The following is a 19207-nucleotide window of genomic DNA, read 5'->3' as shown; positions in this document are numbered from 1 at the left end:
TTCTTTATTTTCTTTCTATAATGATTGTTCCCAATAATTGATTGAGCACTATTTTATACGTTCCGGCCTGTGCGATGTACCATTTGTAATCGGGATCGCCACCAGGCACCAATGCCGCACGGGTATCCGTCAATGGTGGGTGGTTTACCGCTGGCATGAAAAAGTCCGTGGACCAGTTGCCCGTAGCTACGGGCAACTTAAACTCGCCCACGTTCAATGGCCCTTCATAGATAAATTCATTGGGATCGTTTGGATTCAAGGTCATGGGTGTCGGACTATCGATATTCCATCCCGCAGGTGCTGCGTCTCCCACCATCCACAACTGGGCATACAGGCTCACTTTGGTAAACGTTATCCGCATCTGGCGCAAATCCAGCACGATTTGATAAGGCCCGGCCTCTGTGATTTGCCACTTCCAATCGGGTCCACCGTTGGGCACCAGGATAACTTCTGGATTGTTTATATTTCCTGCCTCATTGGGCGGCATATAGTAGTCTTGGTCAAAATTGCCTGTTTCCGTGGGAATTTTCAGTTCGCCCACTTGCAATACGCCAGAATAACGGAAGATGTACGGATCTTCCTCATCGCGTTCCATTTCATCCGGATCATCGATGACCCATCCCTTTGGCGTAGCGCTGCCAAACACCCAAAGCTGGGTGTGGGCCGGTTCGTCTATCTTTAACGTAGTAATGTCAAGCGTCACCAGATCCAGGGTGATGGAATAAGTTGCTGCCTCCTGTATGGTAAAGGCGTTACCGCCACTAGTCTCTCGGGCTACTATCCGGTCTTCTTCACTTCCCTTGTAAAAATAAGTAGCCGTTTGAGCGTCTTGTGTCGTGGCAAAATAGTAATTGCCCGGTTCCAACCTGCCCCTGTAGGAAAATACCGTCTCATCCTGTGCATTTCTGTTGAGTGGTGTTGCCAGATGCAAGGCGTTGCCAGCGGGTGTGGCCGATCCCAAAATAAATACAGTTTCTGCCACTTTCTTATAAGGCGTGACCTTGACAGATACGGGTGTGGAAATCTCTGCAGCCAACTTGTCGGAAGTGAAAGAGGCAACTACCCTAGCTTCAATCTCGCTCTCCTGTTCAGTTGGCAGGTTCAATTCATATATCAATAGATTATTGAGTTCTTCAATAGTAAATACCTTGGAGTAAACCTGTTTTCCTAAACTGAAATCCCTGGCTTGTTTGAACTCATTCCCCGATTTGTCTATTTGCAGGATATAGGAAATGGCTGACCCGGTTCCTTGGTTGCTGCCCGTGGTCCAGTCCAATCGGAGCGCATTGGCACGTTTCAGTTTTTGATAAAGGGTAACAGTATTGGTATCTGCTTGAATGGCCAATGGTTGATCGGCCTTTTGTAGCACAATAAAATCGCTTTTGGCGCAGCCTCCCAAAGCGGCAAAGAGCACCCCAACAAATAGGGCTGCCAACAGACGCAGATTTAAAAAACGTTGATTGGTTTTCATTATTTATGGTCTATAAGAGGTTAATTGTATTCGATGACGATCATATCCCAGTATTTCAGCTTGGGTAATTGCAAGCTAATGGTGCCACCCTGTTGCTCAAAATCAATCGCATTACTTTTTGCCTTGTCCACATCGGGCGAAGCCCACCAAACCTTTTTCACCGAGCCATTTACCCCTATTTGCAACTGAAGTTGGCTCAGCTGCACCGGTTCGGCTTGGGTACCGTTGTAGTCTTTCCATTCCATATGGCTGGCACTGACAAAATTGATCAAGTGAATAACGTCCCTACTGCCCACATGCTTGCCGAAGCTAGCGACCTGGCCATTTCTAGCGGGCCATGAGGCGATGGATACCGGGGTTCCCGAAGTTGTGACGGATGGGCTATACCAATTGCCGCCATCGCGCAACAAGTTTTGATAGGCCGTGAGAAAATCGTAGTAGCCGATAATCGCCTCTTTCAGATTATCGCGCATGATGAGGTTGGAATTGGGGAAGAACTCATTGCTCAGCATATGCTCGCCCAATTCGATATGTGCCCCCCCATGCGAAAAAATGACCGCATTGGTCAGCAAAACGCCCGGTGTATTAAAAAAACCTTGGCTTCCCGAAAGCCCGTAGTTCATGTATCCGGCAATGACCGAATTCTTCCGATAGTTGCCCAAACGATCGTTCTCCTTAATGATGTTGGCCAAATCTTCGTAAGTGGTGGCATCCCATACCTCGCTGTACAGAAAATCGCTGGCGGCCTCGGCAATTTCCGGCTGCCCATATTGGCTTACGGCATTCAGTACGGCAAACTTATCCGGTTTGGCAGCCTTAGCAGCGTTGATAAAGGAGCCATAACCTTCATACATCTGGAAAGATTGGCCATCATAATCATAATGGGTCATATTCCTGTTGCCCAGCTGATCCATGTGAAAGCCATCAAAAGGATATACTTCGTACATATCGTTGTTTTGCCCGTTGAGAAATTGTTGCCAGCCCGTATTGCCCGGATTGGTCAAGTATATACTGCTCAGGAAAGGCGGGTCGAGGTGGTGATTATCTATCTCACCCCGTTGATTGTCCTTGTAAGCGTACCATTGGGGCAATACGCCGTCCTCTTCGGCATCTTGCACCGCACCGAATATGAGGTTGTAGGCCATGGCCTTCATATTGCGGGCATGGGCACCGTCTATATAATATTTCACGGTAGCTCCACTGCATTGTGCACCAAATAGATTGAGCCAAGAGGGTGCAGGAGACTGTACCGTACCTGCCAATGGTTTATGATGTTTGTACTGCCAATCGTAAAACTGCAAGCCAGTTATGTGGTGCCGTTTCAGGTTGTCCAATATCTCGTCCTGCTGCAGCGTGGACATACCGGGATATTTGGACAGAAAACCATATCTCGGAAACTTGATCCAGGATGAGGACACATCTACCGCTATGGTTGTCTGTAGGTACTCTTCCCCTTCGTGTAGCGCGTAGATTTCGGCCAAATAGCCCTTGAAATCGTCCGATGGAGGTATCCATGACCAGGATGACCCCGTTATATCCTGTTCGCCCAATAGTTCGCCCAACCATTTGTACTTTACCTTAAGCGGCACGGATACTTCCTTGTTCAGTACAAAAGCTACGGCTTCACCCGGTGCATAGGCCGATTTATCGGTATTCACCCGGAGCCGAAAATCCAATAGGCCATTGTGGTCAAACGGTAACCCTAGGCTTTCTTCATTAGCCGGATTTTTTTTGCAGCCCAGTACGACCACGGCCAGCAGCAGCATGAACCATGCACCATGCATTCCCCTATGGCACATATGCAAGAAATAAGTTGACTTTTTCATAATTCAATAATTGGTTAGTAGCCTGCTTAATACCCGTTGTTTTGAGTCAAATTTGAATTGGCGTCACGTTCCTGCTGTGGGATGGGCAACAGCAGGTGTTTCTGTGTAGCATTCAATTTACCTATGCTATGTAGGAAATTGAGTCCATACTGGCCATTGCCTACACGGACAAGGTCAAACCAACGGTGCCCTTCAAATGCGAGTTCCATCCTGCGTTCGTGCAATACCTTTTGTCTAAAAGCATCCTGTCCCAAGCCACTCACGGCTGGAAGTCCGGCACGACTACGTACCTGGTTTAAGGGTTCTTCTGCCTCCACGGTGCGGCCAAGTTCGTTCAGGGCCTCTGCCTTCAGCAACAAGATATCCGCATAACGCAATACGGGAAAATTCATCGGGCTGGCATCATATGTAGGCGCAATGCTTCTGGAAACGATAAATTTGCGGACATTGTATCCCGTGCTCGAATAAGAAGCGCGATAAGCCTGGCCATCGAAATTGGGACCACCTTCATAAAAGATGGTAGCGTCTTTACGTAAATCGCCATTCTCGTAGGCATTGACAAATTCGCTGGTAGGTTGATTCCAGCCCCATCCACCTTCTGCCATGTTGGAGTTTCTAGGGCCCATGAAAGTACTCAGCCAGGAGGCTTGATTGGCATCCGACCAAAAGTCGGCGCTGGTCTTACCAATGTATTGCACTTCAAACAAAGATTCTACGCCATTTTTCATGCTTGGATTGAAGTTGTTGGCATAATTTGCATTCAGGGAGTAACCCATACCCTCCACTTGAGTGATATAGGGCAATGCTTGCTCGTATTGACCGAGGGTCACGTAAACCTTGGCCAATAGCCCAGCAGCTGCGCCTTTGCTTGCCCGCCCTTTGTCCTCGGCACCATAGCTTTGTGCCGTGGGCAGTTGGCCTATGGCTTCGGCCAAATCCTGAATAATCTGCTGATACACTTCTGCCTTGGGCGTACGTGGTGGATACAGGTCGTCCTCGGGACCTTGCGGAAGCAATATCAAGGGGACATCACCAAACAACTGTACCAGCACAAAGTAATAATGTGCCCGGAGGAATTTGGCTTCTCCCAGTATCCTGTTTTTCAACTCCTCGTCCATCTCGATATCGGGTATACGCTGCAATACGGTATTGCAACGCAAAATACCGGGTGCCGGTCCACGCCATACGTCCAGCGCGGCAGCATTGTCCGTCGTTGTTACGAAATTGGCTATATCCTGGGTCTCTATCCCATCCGTTCCTCCACCCGCACCCACTTGGCTATTGCCGGCCCATATATCCGTGGTCCACATGCGCATGTTATAAAGCTTGGGCCATTGCAAGGGTTGATACGCGCCATTTACCGCGGCAATGGCGTCGGCAGCGGTCTTGTAATAATTTTCTGTATTGATGGTATCCAATGGTACCCTTTCCAAATAGTCTTTCTGACAGGCAGCGACGAGCAGTGCCACAGCAAAAAAACAAGTATATATTATCTTTTTCATCTGTTTATATTTTGGTCATCTATTTTGTAAAGCCTACATTAAGTCCCACGCTGATGGTGCGCGTCACCGGATATACACCATTGTCTATACCTCCTACCCCAACTTCAGGATCAAATCCGCTGTAATTGGTGATGGTCAAAAGATTTTGGGCAGATGTATACAAGCGCAAACTCCCAACGCCTATCCTGTTGGTAAGAGACGCCGGAAACGTATAGCCTAAGGTGACGTTCTTGATACGCAAGTACGAACCATCTTCTATAAACCTATCCGAAACACGTGTATTCTTATTGGGGTCGTTGAAGATAGCTCTGGGCATGGTATTGCTGGTACCTGGGCCAGTCCATCGATCCAGTACAGCTATGGTTTGATTTTCGGCTACCGCCATGCCTTCCTGCCATGCGAGGTTGGCATTATAGATATCCACCTTAGCCACTCCTTGTAAGAACAGGCTAAAATCTATCCCTTTATAGGAAAGGCTGTTGTTCATGGCAAAAATATACTTGGGATTGGGATTACCGATAATGGCCCGATCATCATCATCAATGACTCCATTGTTGTTCATATCAAGGAAGCGGATATCGCCGGGCGAAGTCCTGTTGAACGGATCCTGACCGGGTACCTGCACCGCATGGTCATCTATCTCCTGCTGTGTCTGGAAGATACCGTCCGTTACAAAACCATAAAATGATCCCACGGGCATGCCCACTTGCTGCAGGGAAAGAAACTGATTGAGGCCAATGCCATTGGCAGGAATGGGTACGTTGCCATCCAAGCGCTTAATCTTGTTCTGGTTGAGGGATACATTGAAATTGGTATTCCAATCCAGCGTACCTTTCAGGTTTTGGCTGGTAATGGTCAGTTCAAGTCCTTTGTTTTGCATGGCACCGATATTGACATAAGGTCTGTCTCCCGAATAGCCTGTAGAGATAGGTACAACTTGTTGCACGAGCATGTCCTCCGTGTTTTTCAGGTAAGCGTCCAGCGTAATGGACAAGCGATCCTGAAACAAGGAAGCATCTATACCGATATTGCTCTGTGCCACGGCTTCCCAACGCACAAATGGGTTGGGCATGGCATCTGGTGTCACCGTTGGGACCAGATTGCCGTTGAAGTTATACTGACCGGTGTTCAGCACCGCCGCAAAGGTATAATTGCCGATTTCCTGATTGCCCGTCTGTCCGTAGCCGGCACGTAGTTTCAGATCGTTGAGAAACGCTACGTCCTTTAGGAAAGCTTCTTCCGACAGGCGCCATGCACCCGATACGGAAGGAAACGTACCGTATTTGTTTTCAGGCCCAAAACGCGAGGATCCGTCGCGTCTGATGGTAGCCGTAACTAAGTATTTACCGTTATAATCATAATTGACCCGTCCAATGTAGGACATCAGGGCCCATTCATTGGCCGTGCCGCCCAGCGTAGGCGGCATGATCCCATTGCTCAATTGCTGCGTCACATCACTGGCAAAGCCTTGCACGGAGCCAAACATGGTATCGAAGCGGTTGTTTTGGGCACTGGTACCTAGCAATGCCGTGACGTGGTGCACCTCGTTGAAATAATTGTCATAGGTCAAGGTATTGTCCCACAGCCAAGTCAATGCCTTATTACTTCCCTGGGAAAGGAAAGAATAGGGTTCTGGTGTAGGGCTCCAGCTATAGGCGGGGGACCAAGTGCGATCATCCCAGAAATTGGCCTGCAAACCGCCCGTAGACTTGAAAGTCAGGTGATCGATGATTTCCCAACTGCCGTATATATTACCGATGATGTTATAGCCCTTGGTATTGTTCTCCACCAAGTTGTTTACCCCTACCGGATTGCGGATATTGCCCACCCAGTTGGCCGGGCCTATAGGGCCTGCATAGGTTCCATCTTCGTTATAGATGGCCTGCGTGGGCAATGCAGCCATGGTCTCGCGTATATTGTATGCATTTTGGGGCTTCAAATCGTGATTCAAGGTCAAGCTATTGCCAAAGGTCAACCTATCGAACAGCTTATGGTCGCTGTTGAATTGCAGCGTGTAACGTTTGTATGCCGTATTATTAACAATACCTTTCTGATCTAGGATATTGGCAGAAACATAATAATTGGCATTTTCGGAATTGCCCGTATAGGATATGGAATAGTTCTGCATGGGTGCCGTGCGGAATATATTGTCCAGCCAATCCGTTCCCACTCCCAGAGTGCTAGGATTGGCAAATTCAGGGTTAAGCGCTTGGTTATTGGCAGACATCATCTCGTTGTGCAACTCTGCAAACTGACTGGCATTCAACATCTTTACCATATTTGTAGCATTTTGCCAAGCGGTAAAGGCATTTACATTGAGCTGGTTAGACAGTCCTTTGCCCCTTTTGGTAGTAATAATAACCACACCATTGGCGCCACGCGATCCGTATACTGCAGCGGCCGAAGCATCCTTGAGCACCTGCATGGACTCGATATCATCCGGGTTAATGCTGTTTAGACCGCTCATCACAGGAACACCGTCTATCACCAGAAGTGGATTGTTATTGTTCATCGTAGACGTACCACGCACTCTAAATGTAGCATCGGATCCCGGCGTACCAGAGGCTACCACCTGTACACCGGCCACTCTACCCTGTACGGCATCACTGAGGCTCGGCACGGGCAAGCCCTTTATCTCTTCCGTCTTTACCGTGCCCACGGCTCCGGTCAGGTCCTTCTTACGCTGGGAGCCATACCCTACCACCACAACCTGTTCCAATTGGGCGGCATTTTCAGCAAGGGAGATATTGATCTCATTTCGGTTAGCGACTGGCACCTCGCGTTCTACAAAGCCCATTGAGCGAAATACCAGTACCGCTTGGCTGCTTGCCACCCTTATACTGTATTTTCCACCCTCATTGGTAGTGGTGCCGTTGGTAGTCCCTTTTTCCAGGATCGTGACACCTGGCAACGCTTGCCCATTTGCATCGCGCACTACTCCCATTATCTCTTGCTGTTGCCTTTCGATGGGGATAGGCAGATAGGTAGCGTAACTTGCACTTGGCAAGGAAATCACTTGATATATACCTACCGCGAATAGCTTCAGAAAAATACTTCCCTTAATTGCCTTGGTGAAGGCAATTTTCATTTGACAAAATTTCATGCTTCTTCTAGTCTGTTTAAAATTGGTTAACTTAGATATCGCCTATAAATACTATTGTAAGGAACATTAATTCAACGAATAGCGTTTATATGCTCAATACCATCATTTATCATTTGCTTTTGCATCCTTAATTATGCGAAAGCCCCAATCCCTGATGTATTGCTTGTTCATTAATTTATATTTTGGTCAGTCAAATATTGATAATGCGAAGTTGCGGGCTATTATCTAATTTGAAAAATCGGAGCATATCAATTTAAAATCAATATGTCTCACACTTGCCAAATACTTGATTTGTGCCAAAAAAGCGGTATTTTTATTCCATTATAGCAGATAGACCTTAATTTTGACGCTTGTGAAAAGCCTATATGCATGCATCTTCCTATGGCTCGGCTACCTATACGGTTGGGCTGGCCCAACTACTTATTATTTCAAGAGCTATCAGGTATCCGATGGTCTATCGAGCAATACCATCACGTCTATACTTCAGGACAAAAAAGGATTCATGTGGTTCGGCACGCGCAATGGATTGAATCGCTTTGACGGCACCCATTTCAAAGTGTTTAAAACCGATTTGCAAGATAGCCTCAGCCTAGGAAGCAATTCTATATTGAGCCTTTATGAAGATAAGGATGAGCATATATGGGTCGGTTCTTATAACGGTGTGTACATTTATTATCCCAAAAAGGAAGCCTTCGTCCCTTTACCTATCATACCCAAAGGAGAAATCCGATTTATCGACGGAGACAGGGAAGGTAATATATGGATTATATCCAGCAATAGGCTGTATCGATACACACCGCACAAGAGACGACTAACGGCAATTGTACTGAAAGATGATCTGACTAGCTCATTGCACATCAGCAAGAACGGAGATATCTGGATAGCCACCATTGCCGGCAAGGTGAAGCGCTTCCTGACGCAAGAAAGCCGCTTTGAAAGCTTCGATACACAAGACAAACCCATCAATGTGATCCATGCCGTGGGAGATAGTGCTCTTTTGATAGGTGCCATCAACCAGACCTATCTGTTCAATCATAAAACAAAACGTATCCAACCCGTCTTTGCCGATCTGCCCAGCTCGGAAGTACAAAGCCACAGCATTTTCCATCAAAATGCCGCCACCTATTGGTTTGGTACGGAAAGCGGCATGTACCTATATGATCTCAAAAGCAAGCACACGACTATCCTCGATAAGGAATCAGGGCAAATGGATGCTATCATGGACAATACCGTGTCCAGTATATACAAAGACCATGAAGGAGGCATATGGGTAGGTACCTTCTTTGGTGGCGTCAACTATTATTCCGGTCTCTTCAACAATTTCCGAAAGTATTATGCCGAACCTAGTAAGAACAGCATCAGCGGGGATATTGTACACGAAATCTGCAAGGATCAATATGGCTCACTCTGGATAGGCACGGAAGATGCCGGGCTGAACAGATGGAACACGAAAACGGGGCAGTTTGAACATTTTCTGCCAAGCGGAAAGTCTGGAGGCATTAGCTACCGCAACATACATGGATTGGTAGCCGATGGAGATGAGTTGTGGATAGGCACCTATGAACACGGACTGGATGTAATGGACCTGAAAAGCCGTAAGGTAGTTCGCCATTACAACACGGCCATGGAACACAATTTCGGCAGCAACTTTATCGTTTGTCTTTATAAAACGAAAAAGGGAGAAATACTCGTGGGGACATGGAGTGGACTATACCGATACGACCGAGGTAAAAATCATTTCGTGCAACTTCCGTTCTTCAATGGACATATACAGTCCATCACCGAGGACGTCCGGGGTACGCTTTGGGTAGGTACCTACGGCAATGGGGTATACTTTCAACAAGATAGCCTTCAAGTAAGCGGCCATTTGGAACATCTTTCAGGAAAGCCAAGTATCATCAACAACTATGTAAACAACGTTTACCGCGACAGCAATGGCCATCTTTGGTTCTGTACGGAGGGAGGGCTGAGCAAATATGATCCCCAGCAAGATAAGTTCCAGCACTATACCACGGCAAATGGGCTGACGGACAACCAGGTATTTCGCATCATGGAAGATGACAAGGGGTTGTATTGGATTTCTACGGCAAAGGGATTAAACAAATACGATGCCCAAGCAAAGAAATTTGACCATTACCATACGGCCCATGGACTTCCCACCGAGCAGTTCAACTACAATTCTTCTTTTGCCGATAGCGATGGCACCATGTATTTTGGTACGGTAAAAGGCATGATCAGTTTCAGCCCTAGCAATTTTCTACAAAACACGTTTGTACCTCCCCTATATATAACGGGACTGGAGATAAACAATAGGCCTATTGGCCTACATGGCGATGATCAAATATTGAAGAAATCCATTTTATATACGGATAGCCTCACTCTGAGTTATGATAGGGCAAACATCAACTTCAGTGTAGCAGCACTGAGCTATAGCATTCCGGAGAAAAACCGCTATAGGTACAAGATGGACGGCCTAGACAATGAATGGATCAGCCTAGAGGACAATCGCAAGATCTACTATACCAAACTGGCTCCCGGGCATTACGTTTTTCGTTTGAAGGCGAGCAATAGCGATGGCCTTTGGAACCAAATGGAAAAAAGATTGCATATTACCATTAGCCCTCCATTTTGGGCTACAAATTTTGCCTATTCATTATATATACTTACGTTTTTAGGGATTGTTACCGTAGTTTTTCGATATTACTACCTAGCTTTGAAGGCAAAGGAAAAGGAGCGAATGCAGTCTTTTGAACTGAGCAAGGAACGGGAAATACATCATTCCAAAATCGATTTCTTTACCAATATTGCCCACGAGATCAGAACGCCTCTCACCCTTATCAAAATGCCCCTGGATAAGCTAATCAAACAGCACGAAGGGAATGAACAAACGAATGAAAGCTTACTTATGATAGAAAAAAACACCGATCGATTGATCAATTTGACTAACCAACTGCTCGATTTCAGAAAGGCAGAAGCCAATAGTTTCAGTCTGAATTTTTCCAAGACAGATGTTAATGAGCTGTTGAGAGCAGAGTTCGACCGCTTTAAGCCAGCAGCCGACAACAAAGCGCTCTCCTATACCTTACGTTTGCCCAGAATGACGTTACATGCCTTCGTAGATGCCGAAGCCATGAAAAAGATAATCGGCAACCTACTTAGCAATGCCATCAAATATGCCCAAGAGCAGGTTCATGTGCGCATGTTGCCTTTCAGCAGCGATGACTTGTTGTTCCATATCGAGTTCAGGAACGATGGTCCACTCATCAGAGAGGAAGAGCAGAAGAAAGTATTCGAACCCTTTTACCGCACCCAGGAATCCGACAAGGTATCTGGCACCGGTATTGGCCTGCCCCTCGCCCGCTCCCTGGCCGAGCTGCACAAAGGATCACTTGAAATCACGAATAGTTCGGATCAATTGAACACTTTTGTGCTTTCCATCCCTATACACCAAGACTATGAACTGGAAATCATAGACCATGAGGAGCGAAAGGAAGAAACTGCTCTAGACGAGGATAACCTGTCCGACAAAGAACAAGTTGCTTTGCCAACTATCTTGCTCGTGGAAGACAACACAGAAATACTCCAATACCTAGCACATGAACTTGCTAACAGCTATCGTGTCATCAAAAGCCGAAATGGCCAAGAGGCACTCACCCAACTTCAGCAAGAGCAGGTACACCTTATCATTAGCGACATCATGATGCCCGTGATGGACGGCATAGAGCTGACCAAGGCGATTAAAAACGATATCCAATACAGCCATATCCCCCTTGTGCTGCTGACAGCCAAAAACAGCATACAGTCCAAGATCGAAGGATTGGAGACGGGAGCCGATGCCTATATCGAAAAACCTTTTGCCTTCGATTACCTATTGGCACAAGTCAACAATTTGCTGGCCAGCAGAGATCAATTGAAAAACTATTTTGCCAATTCGCCCTTGACCCATATCAAAGGGATGGCTTACTCCAAGACAGACAAAGACTTTCTGGAGCGGCTTAATGAGGAAATAAACAAATATATAATGGATAGTACACTGGACGTTGAAAAGCTATCCGAATTAATGCATATGAGTAGGCCAACCTTATATCGTAAGATCAAAGGCATTTCGAACCTTACTCCCAACGAACTTATTCACTTGACACGCTTAAAGCGTGCGGCGGAGCTGCTGGCCGAAGGACGATACAAGATAAATGAGGTAGCCTATCAGATTGGGTATAGTGTTCCTACCAATTTTTCCAGGGACTTCCAGAAGCAATTTGGCGTCAGTCCCAGTACCTATGTGCTCCATTTGAAACATGATGCTTGACAATCAGCGAGACCGTTTATACACTTGCCATATAGCATCTGTTTGTTTACACCTCCAATCCTCTAGTTGACATAATATAATTGGGGAAAAAGCTGTATTTAAGTAACATTGTAGCTTTAGTCTATCCAAGGGCTTTTCCTTGGAGAACATTTACTGATCAATGCTTTTTATGAACACTGTTTTAAGAATCACTTTTTTATCCATATTTTGCTTGCACCCTATTGTATTTGTTCATGCTCAAGACCTTACTTCATCTCATCCTAAAAGCATCTTAGCGGCTAAAGGCAAAAAAGCCATAGGATACAGGGATGGACAGCTCATCGTGACGGATATTCTATCAAATCAAGAGATCGGCACCATTGACCTGTCCAGTTCGGAAATCCCTTACTTCTACACGATAAGCGACGATGGCAGATGGGTACTTTATTCTTCCAAAAAAGAAAAAACGACATACATATATGATATAGACAATGCTTGCCAATTAAAGCAGATATTGCCTTTTGTGATCGAAACCGTTGCATTTACAAAAGACGGTGGCACGGCCTATTTAATCCACTCCAGATCCTTTTGGAAAGCGTACCTATCCACTTATGATACGCAAAACTGGCATTTGCACAACAGCCGTTCCATTAGCGATTATGCCAATAGCCTAGCCATCGATGATGACAATTCGCAATTGCTAGCTGCCGGAAGATCAATTGTCTGGGATATTGACCCAAAAACCTTACGGAAAAAAAAAGTAAATTGGGAAGCTTCGAGATTGAAAAACCTGATTTTCAATCCTACCATGAAACACCAATATGCCAGCGTCAATCACAAAAACGTCATCGAAGTTAGGGATCTCCAAGCAGATCGGGTAATTCATAGTCTCCGTACGGAAAAAGGCGCTATTACGCAACTGGCCTATGCGCCTGACGGCAGGCATCTGATGAGTTTGGACGACGTAGGCCACCTCAGCATATGGGACTTGCAGGACAGCTTAAAAGTGGACAGTATGGAAGGCATAGAGGCTGCCGTAGGTTTTGAAGAAGGAAAATTGAGCGTATACAAGCAACATGTTTGGCATCTTGTCGATAATAGCAACTGGCCCAAGAAAAACGCACAAAAGCATACCAGTGCGCAGCCCGACGACGCATTTCTAGGCGGCTCCACGAAAAAAGTAAATATCGTTCCGTTACCTATTATCAGCTATACTCCAGAAGCAAGTATGATATTGGGAATGGGAATGAGTTTTGTATTCAACGATAACGAAGGTAGCCAGCAGGCCCAATCACACTTCTTCCGTCCATCTTCCCTCACCCCTATGGTTTCATATGGTTTCAACGGACAATGGCAGGCCAGCATCCATGCCGACTATTTTCATAGGCGTGGATGGCGTTTTTTCAATCAGATTGGCTTTCTCAAAAACAACCGATCTTTCTTCTTTGGAATAGGCCATGATGCCGATAGGGGCAGGAATTCCGTTTATCATAACCATATATTCTCATGGGAAGGAGAAGTAGCCAAATTGATAAAGGATCGCTTTTTTGCAGGCATCAAATATCATGTGCGCAATGATAGCCCATTGGAATATGACACATCCAGCTCATGGCCAGTTCCCGACAATGAAGGAGGTTTCTTGGCTGGCATTGGCGCAGTCCTCCGCTATGACACCCGCAATGACCTGCTTTTCCCCACGAAAGGCCGTTACATTGATTTATCTTTCATACGCTATGACAACCGAATAGGCAGTGATTTTGAATACAATGACCTCCAGCTTGATTACCGGAGTTTTTATCCATTACATATACTGACGGATGGCACGACGATAGCCTTTCAAGCCATATACCACAATACCTATGGCGGCGATATCCCCTTTTATCAATTGCCGCATCTATCTGCCGACAGGATCTTGCGTGGTGTTTGGCGCAATTTATATATCGACAGGCAGGCTATTGCCGTACAGGGTGAACTGAGATCCAATTTCAGCGACATTGACCCGAGGTATGGGTATGTGCTATTTGCAGGTGCAGGTGATGTAGCCCCCAGTTTTTTCAAGAACTACACCCCTCGGATTGTTGGGGTATTTGGCACGGGGTATAGGCAACAGATTATTCCAAAACTGAAACTTCAATCGCGCGTTGACCTTTCTTTCACGACACGAGGCGATCTGGGTATTTCCGGCGGTATAGGCTTGACATTTTGATTATTATGCACCTATTGTCGAAAATCATAGCGTTTCTTAGAAAGAACCAAAAGCGTATCGCTGTGCTGGTCTTATTTCAGACATTGCTTTTCGCTTTTGTCTTTTTCATATCCTATATCTCCGATCCCGACAAAGCCATTAGCGAGTTTGGAAAGAGACATGGTATAGGAATCAACCTGTTGCTTTTAACCCTAGAAGGCGTTTTTGTTTATTATATCCTGATATTCTGTGCCATTCTTCCTTTTATGCGCAAAAGCAACCGAAAATATACATTTGCTATCGTAGGTCTTTTATTTATTGAAAAAATAAGTCTGGCTTATTGGGACTTTGCCACTACATCTCAAGAAGAAACTACCGCCCTATCAAACAGTGTAATTGCCCAAACCAGTATCTACTGGTTTTTGCTCTGGGGTACTATCTTTTACGTTTTTGACCTGATAATTTGCTTTTCAGCTGCAGTGATGATCGAGTGGATACGCAAAAGCAAACAGCAGATTATTCTGGAGAAACAGAAAGCTGAAGCTGAGCTAAATGCTTTGAAACACCAAATCAATCCCCATTTTCTTTTCAACTCTTTGAGCTTCATCTATGGAAAAACCATTAAATTGGATGAAGACACGGCACAATCTGTTCTCATACTGGCAGACATCATGCGCTATGCACTGGGAAAAGAAGAGGATGCCGACGGAAAAGTAATGATCGATAAAGAGGTGACACACATGAAAAATGTCATTGAGATAAACCAAATGCGACACAACAATAGCTTGAACATCATATACAATGAACATATTGTCAATCCATCGGCCACTATCGTTCCGTTGGTGCTCATCACATTGGTAGAAAATGCCTTTAAGCATGGCGATCTGCAAGACAGGAATCACCCACTTGTTATCAACCTGAATACCAATGCGCAACAATTATCGTTCTATATAGAGAACAAGAAAGGACAAGGCGTTAAAGAACTATCTAACGGCATAGGTCTGCAAAATGTAGAGCAGCGTTTGCGATTGATGTACGGCGATAACTATACCTTGTTATTGAAAGATGAACAGTTAAGCTTCAGTGTGCTTTTGAAAATACCGCTATATTGATGATAGATTGTATTATTATTGACGACGAACAACATGCGATAGATTTACTGGCACATCATGTGGAGAAAGTTCCTTTCCTGAATTTAGTTGATACCACCACGGATCCAGTAGTTGGGCTTACCTTGCTCCATCAAATGCAAAATGGACTGGTCTTGCTGGACATACAGATGCCCGATTTGACAGGAATAGAGATCCTGAAACAGCTAAACAGAGACATTCAAGTGATCATCACAACAGCCTATCGCGACTACGCCATCGAAGGATTTGAATATGCCGTATTGGATTATTTGCTTAAGCCCATTTCTTTTTCCAGGTTCCTAAAGGCCGTGAATAAATTGCAAGAAAAGCATAGCCAAAGCGTAGTCTCAAATGACAGCAACGAATCGTACTTTTTTGTGAAAACAGAACAAAAAGGAAAACTACTGAAAATCCACACCAAGAACATCACTTTCATTGAAGGGCTCGGAAACTATGTCATCATCCACACGGACGATGGGCAACGTATCCCTGCTTATCTCAACCTAAAAGATGTAGAGCGTCAATTGGTAAAGAGCGACTTCCTACGGATACACAAATCCTTTATCGTTTCGCTGAAACAAATAACCGCTGTGGAGGGGAATGTTGTCAGCGTATTGCATGGCGACAAAAATATCCCTATCGGAAACGCATACAGAGAAAATTTTTTTAAATCGATCAGCTCAAAAATACTTTCGTTTCCTCCCAAACCAAGTATGTGACGTCCCGTCCTCCTCCCCAATATATACCCGTTCACATGGTACAAGCATCAAGGTAAATCGGACCGCATAGGCCCCTGCCCGACACCAAAAGGACCCGGTTCGTGACGAGAGAATTTACTTTTGGTCAGTTTCTAGCTTGATTTTTTTCTTTTGTGCTTCGGTCAGCTTGTTGAATTTGCCATAAGAATCGATGACGTACAGACGCAGATCATCATCGGTCGCCTTTTTAATGAAATTGACCTTAGGTCTATAATTGACCATAAACAGCTCCAGGTCCTCGCCTTTCAACGGCGTGAAGCTCTGGACCAGAGCAGGGGTAAAACGCGCATCGATATCCCTGTTACTGGCTTCTTCCTCCATGAGCCTATAACTTCTTCGCGCATTTCTTCCTTCCTTGCCAAACATGCGGGATGGAGACAGGGCTATGCCGCCGCCGCTTACCGTCGTAGCCACCTGCCCTTGCGACTGGGCCTTTGCCCGCTCCTCTTCCAGACGCGAATTGGTCATGGCCGTTACGTTCACTTCGGAAAGCAGGCGCGGATCGTCCACGCCGGTAAGGTACACACGTTTGAAAGCAAAATCGGTCACCACCAAGCTGTCCGTTCTATAGCCCGGAAATGAAAACACCAGTATCTCATTGCTTTTTACGGCAATCGAAAAATCACCGTTACGGTCACTCCCTACCACGACACCGCTAGCCAGGTTCTTTATGTCCACTTGAGGCATCACCTCATTGCTGCCTAGTTCCAGCACCTTTCCCTTGAGCAATTGCTGGGCTGTACCTGATGTGCAAACAAAAAGTAAAGGTAAAGCAAATAATATAATGTAAATCGTTCTGTAGGTCATGCGTATTGGCTTCATGCGATAAATTTCTTATTCCGGTGTAAAGATGCAATTTTCTGTACTCTATTGCAATAAACAAGGGAAACTCCCTTTTGTGTGGACGTCACGACAAGTGATATGTGGCTTTTATGTGATAACAATCACATTTTAACATGACTAATATAAATATTTTGACAATCAATAGATTATATCTTTGGCCAAACGGAAATTCTAAAACACCCCTGTTATGGACATAGCGAACAAAGAAAATCACGAAAGTATGGAAAACGAACAAACACTATCGAAGGTATTCCCGGAGGGGGCATCTGAAAACACAAGGAACAGGCCCACCCCTATCGACAAGGAGGTAGCATGGGACAAAACCAAAACCATCATGAGCAAAACAGATCAATACGGCACCATCGAATATGCCAATGATGTGTTTATTGATGTATGCGGATACGAAGATTACGAACTGATGGGACAGCCACACAATATTATCAGGCATCCGGATATGCCTAAGGTCATTTTCAAGGTACTATGGGAAAATCTCAAAGAAGGGAACAACTTTCACGCCATCGTGAAAAACCTAGCGAAATCTGGCCGCTATTACTGGGTTATGACCGATTTTGAAGTAACACGCAATACTGATGGAGAGATAACCAACTATATTGGAAGGAGGAAAGCCGTGCCTACCGAGATAATTGACAAACATATAGCCCCATTATACAAAAGACTGTTACAAATAGAACAAACAACTAGTGTAGATGCCAGTGAGAAATACCTGATTGGTTTTCTAGAGGAACAGGGCAACACCTATGTAGGCTTCATCCAATCTATCTTGGAGGAGTATGAAGAACGCCATAAACCTAAAGTGGAGAAGGAACCGGAAGTAGTTAATGAACCCGTCAAAAGAGGTTTTTTCAGTCGCTTTTTCGGTTAACGATGGAAATGAGGCCAATGGGCAAACCCACTCTCTCTTTGTCTTATTGGCCTCTCTCCATCGAATCAATCAAAATCCACAGCTATTAACTGGCCGCGATATCTACCAATACCTTGATCTCGTTCCCTCCCAAAAGTGCTTCAAAGCCCTTATCGACGATATCATCCAGCTTGATCTTATTTGAGATTAACTTGGCAACGTCCATTTTCCCTTCATTTATCAACTGGATGACCTCTGGGAATATGTTCTTATAAGCCAGGCAGCCTATTATCTTCAACTCTCGCACAGCAATGTCAAACGCATCTACCTCTAGCGGTTTGGCAAATAGGGCAATGATGACACAGGTGCCGCCATTGCGTAGCGATTTCATTAAATTGGTAAACGTAGGCTGGACACCGGCCACCTCAAAACCGTATTGTACGCCACGTGCACCGGTAATCTCCTTGATCTGATCCACTAGATCCGTGTCCTTACCATTGATCACATGGGTAGCACCTACTTCTTCGGCTTTCTTCAAACGTGCCTCTGAAACATCTATGGCGATAATCTTGGATGCGCCAGCAGCTTTGACCGCTTGAATGGTAAGCAGACCGATAGGCCCCACGCCAAATACCGTACACGTATCGCCGATCTGCAAGCCGCTGTTTCTAACGGCATGCACCGCTACGGCAGCCGGCTCCACCAGTGCACCCAATTCGAAGCTCATGGAATCTGGTATCTTATTGACCATGTAGTCTTCTACAACCACATACTTGGCAAATCCACCATTGCTCGACAAACCTACGAAGCCAAAATGTTCGCCCAGATTATAATTCCCCTCTACATAAAAAGCACTTTCCTTATTGCGGTACATAGGTTCAATGGCGACCCGATCGCCTACCTTTATATCTTTTACACCCTCTCCTACCGCAGAGACCACTCCTGCAAATTCATGCCCCATTGTGGTCACACCCTTATGTCCCGTAAGTGGATAGGGCTCGTTAAAAGGGATAATCATGGGGCCATGGGTATATTCGTGCAAGTCCGATCCGCAAATACCGGCATATTTTACTTCTACCTGAACTTGATGTTTGCCCGGTTGCTCAATTTCGACTTCTTCCACGCGAATATCTTTCTCCCCATGCCATCTTGCAGCTTTCATTTTTTCCATGTTTTTTCTTTCCGTTATAAGTTAACTAGTTACTTCTATGTATATAGCAAAGTAACGACACGTTGACGGCA

The 19207-nt window shown here is 45.5% G+C and carries 11 protein-coding genes; 5 read left to right on the top strand and 6 right to left on the bottom strand.

Going from position 1 to position 19207, the window contains the following annotated elements; all coding sequences use genetic code 11:
• Positions 1-4: 4 nt before the first annotated feature.
• The 4 genes from A37S_RS0112365 to A37S_RS0112350 are packed head-to-tail and all read right to left on the bottom strand — an operon-like array spanning position 5 to position 7902.
• Positions 5-1471: a SusE domain-containing protein gene (locus tag A37S_RS0112365; protein ID WP_028297253.1), complete on the bottom strand. Its 1467-nt coding sequence runs from the start codon at positions 1469-1471 to the stop codon at positions 5-7.
• Positions 1472-1491: 20 nt separating this feature from the next.
• Positions 1492-3297: an endo-dextranase gene (locus A37S_RS0112360; RefSeq protein ID WP_157278618.1), complete on the bottom strand. Its 1806-nt coding sequence runs from the start codon at positions 3295-3297 to the stop codon at positions 1492-1494.
• A gap of 26 nt (positions 3298-3323) precedes the next feature.
• On the bottom strand, positions 3324-4799 hold the full coding sequence (locus A37S_RS0112355; RefSeq protein ID WP_028297251.1) for a RagB/SusD family nutrient uptake outer membrane protein: 1476 nt from the start codon (positions 4797-4799) through the stop codon (positions 3324-3326).
• A gap of 19 nt (positions 4800-4818) precedes the next feature.
• Complete coding sequence (locus tag A37S_RS0112350) at positions 4819-7902, bottom strand: SusC/RagA family TonB-linked outer membrane protein (protein WP_028297250.1); 3084 nt, start codon at positions 7900-7902, stop codon at positions 4819-4821.
• Between the two features lie 352 nt (positions 7903-8254).
• Here A37S_RS0112350 and A37S_RS0112345 point away from each other — a divergent pair, with 352 nt between their 5' ends.
• The 4 genes from A37S_RS0112345 (at position 8255) to A37S_RS0112330 (ending at position 16221) form a co-directional block, all read left to right on the top strand.
• Complete coding sequence (locus tag A37S_RS0112345) at positions 8255-12208, top strand: hybrid sensor histidine kinase/response regulator transcription factor (protein ID WP_245586375.1); 3954 nt, start codon at positions 8255-8257, stop codon at positions 12206-12208.
• Positions 12209-12377: 169 nt separating this feature from the next.
• On the top strand, positions 12378-14393 hold the full coding sequence (locus A37S_RS0112340; RefSeq protein WP_169719491.1) for a WD40 repeat domain-containing protein: 2016 nt from the start codon (positions 12378-12380) through the stop codon (positions 14391-14393).
• 62 nt (positions 14394-14455) lie between these two features.
• Complete coding sequence (locus tag A37S_RS26295) at positions 14456-15484, top strand: sensor histidine kinase (RefSeq protein WP_169719490.1); 1029 nt, start codon at positions 14456-14458, stop codon at positions 15482-15484.
• The gene (locus A37S_RS0112330; protein ID WP_028297247.1) at positions 15484-16221 is read left to right on the top strand and encodes a LytR/AlgR family response regulator transcription factor; all 738 of its coding nucleotides are present in this window, start codon (positions 15484-15486) and stop codon (positions 16219-16221) included. Before A37S_RS26295 ends, A37S_RS0112330 begins: the two co-directional genes overlap by 1 nt.
• 114 nt (positions 16222-16335) lie before the next feature.
• Here A37S_RS0112330 and A37S_RS0112325 read toward each other — a convergent pair whose 3' ends face one another.
• Positions 16336-17082: a hypothetical protein gene (locus tag A37S_RS0112325; protein ID WP_028297246.1), complete on the bottom strand. Its 747-nt coding sequence runs from the start codon at positions 17080-17082 to the stop codon at positions 16336-16338.
• 208 nt (positions 17083-17290) lie between these two features.
• Here A37S_RS0112325 and A37S_RS0112320 point away from each other — a divergent pair, with 208 nt between their 5' ends.
• Entirely contained in the window at positions 17291-17986 is a 696-nt protein-coding gene (locus tag A37S_RS0112320) for a PAS domain-containing protein (protein WP_245586374.1), read from the top strand.
• A gap of 85 nt (positions 17987-18071) precedes the next feature.
• Here the strand turns inward: A37S_RS0112320 and A37S_RS0112315 are convergent, their stop codons facing one another.
• Positions 18072-19127, bottom strand: a complete 1056-nt coding sequence (locus A37S_RS0112315; protein WP_211229784.1) for a 2,3-butanediol dehydrogenase — start codon at positions 19125-19127, stop codon at positions 18072-18074.
• Between the last annotated feature and the right edge of the window lie 80 nt (positions 19128-19207).

This window comes from Olivibacter sitiensis DSM 17696 (genome assembly GCF_000427965.1).
GTDB lineage: Bacteria > Bacteroidota > Bacteroidia > Sphingobacteriales > Sphingobacteriaceae > Olivibacter > Olivibacter sitiensis.
This window is presented reverse-complemented; position numbering and strand designations above follow the sequence as displayed.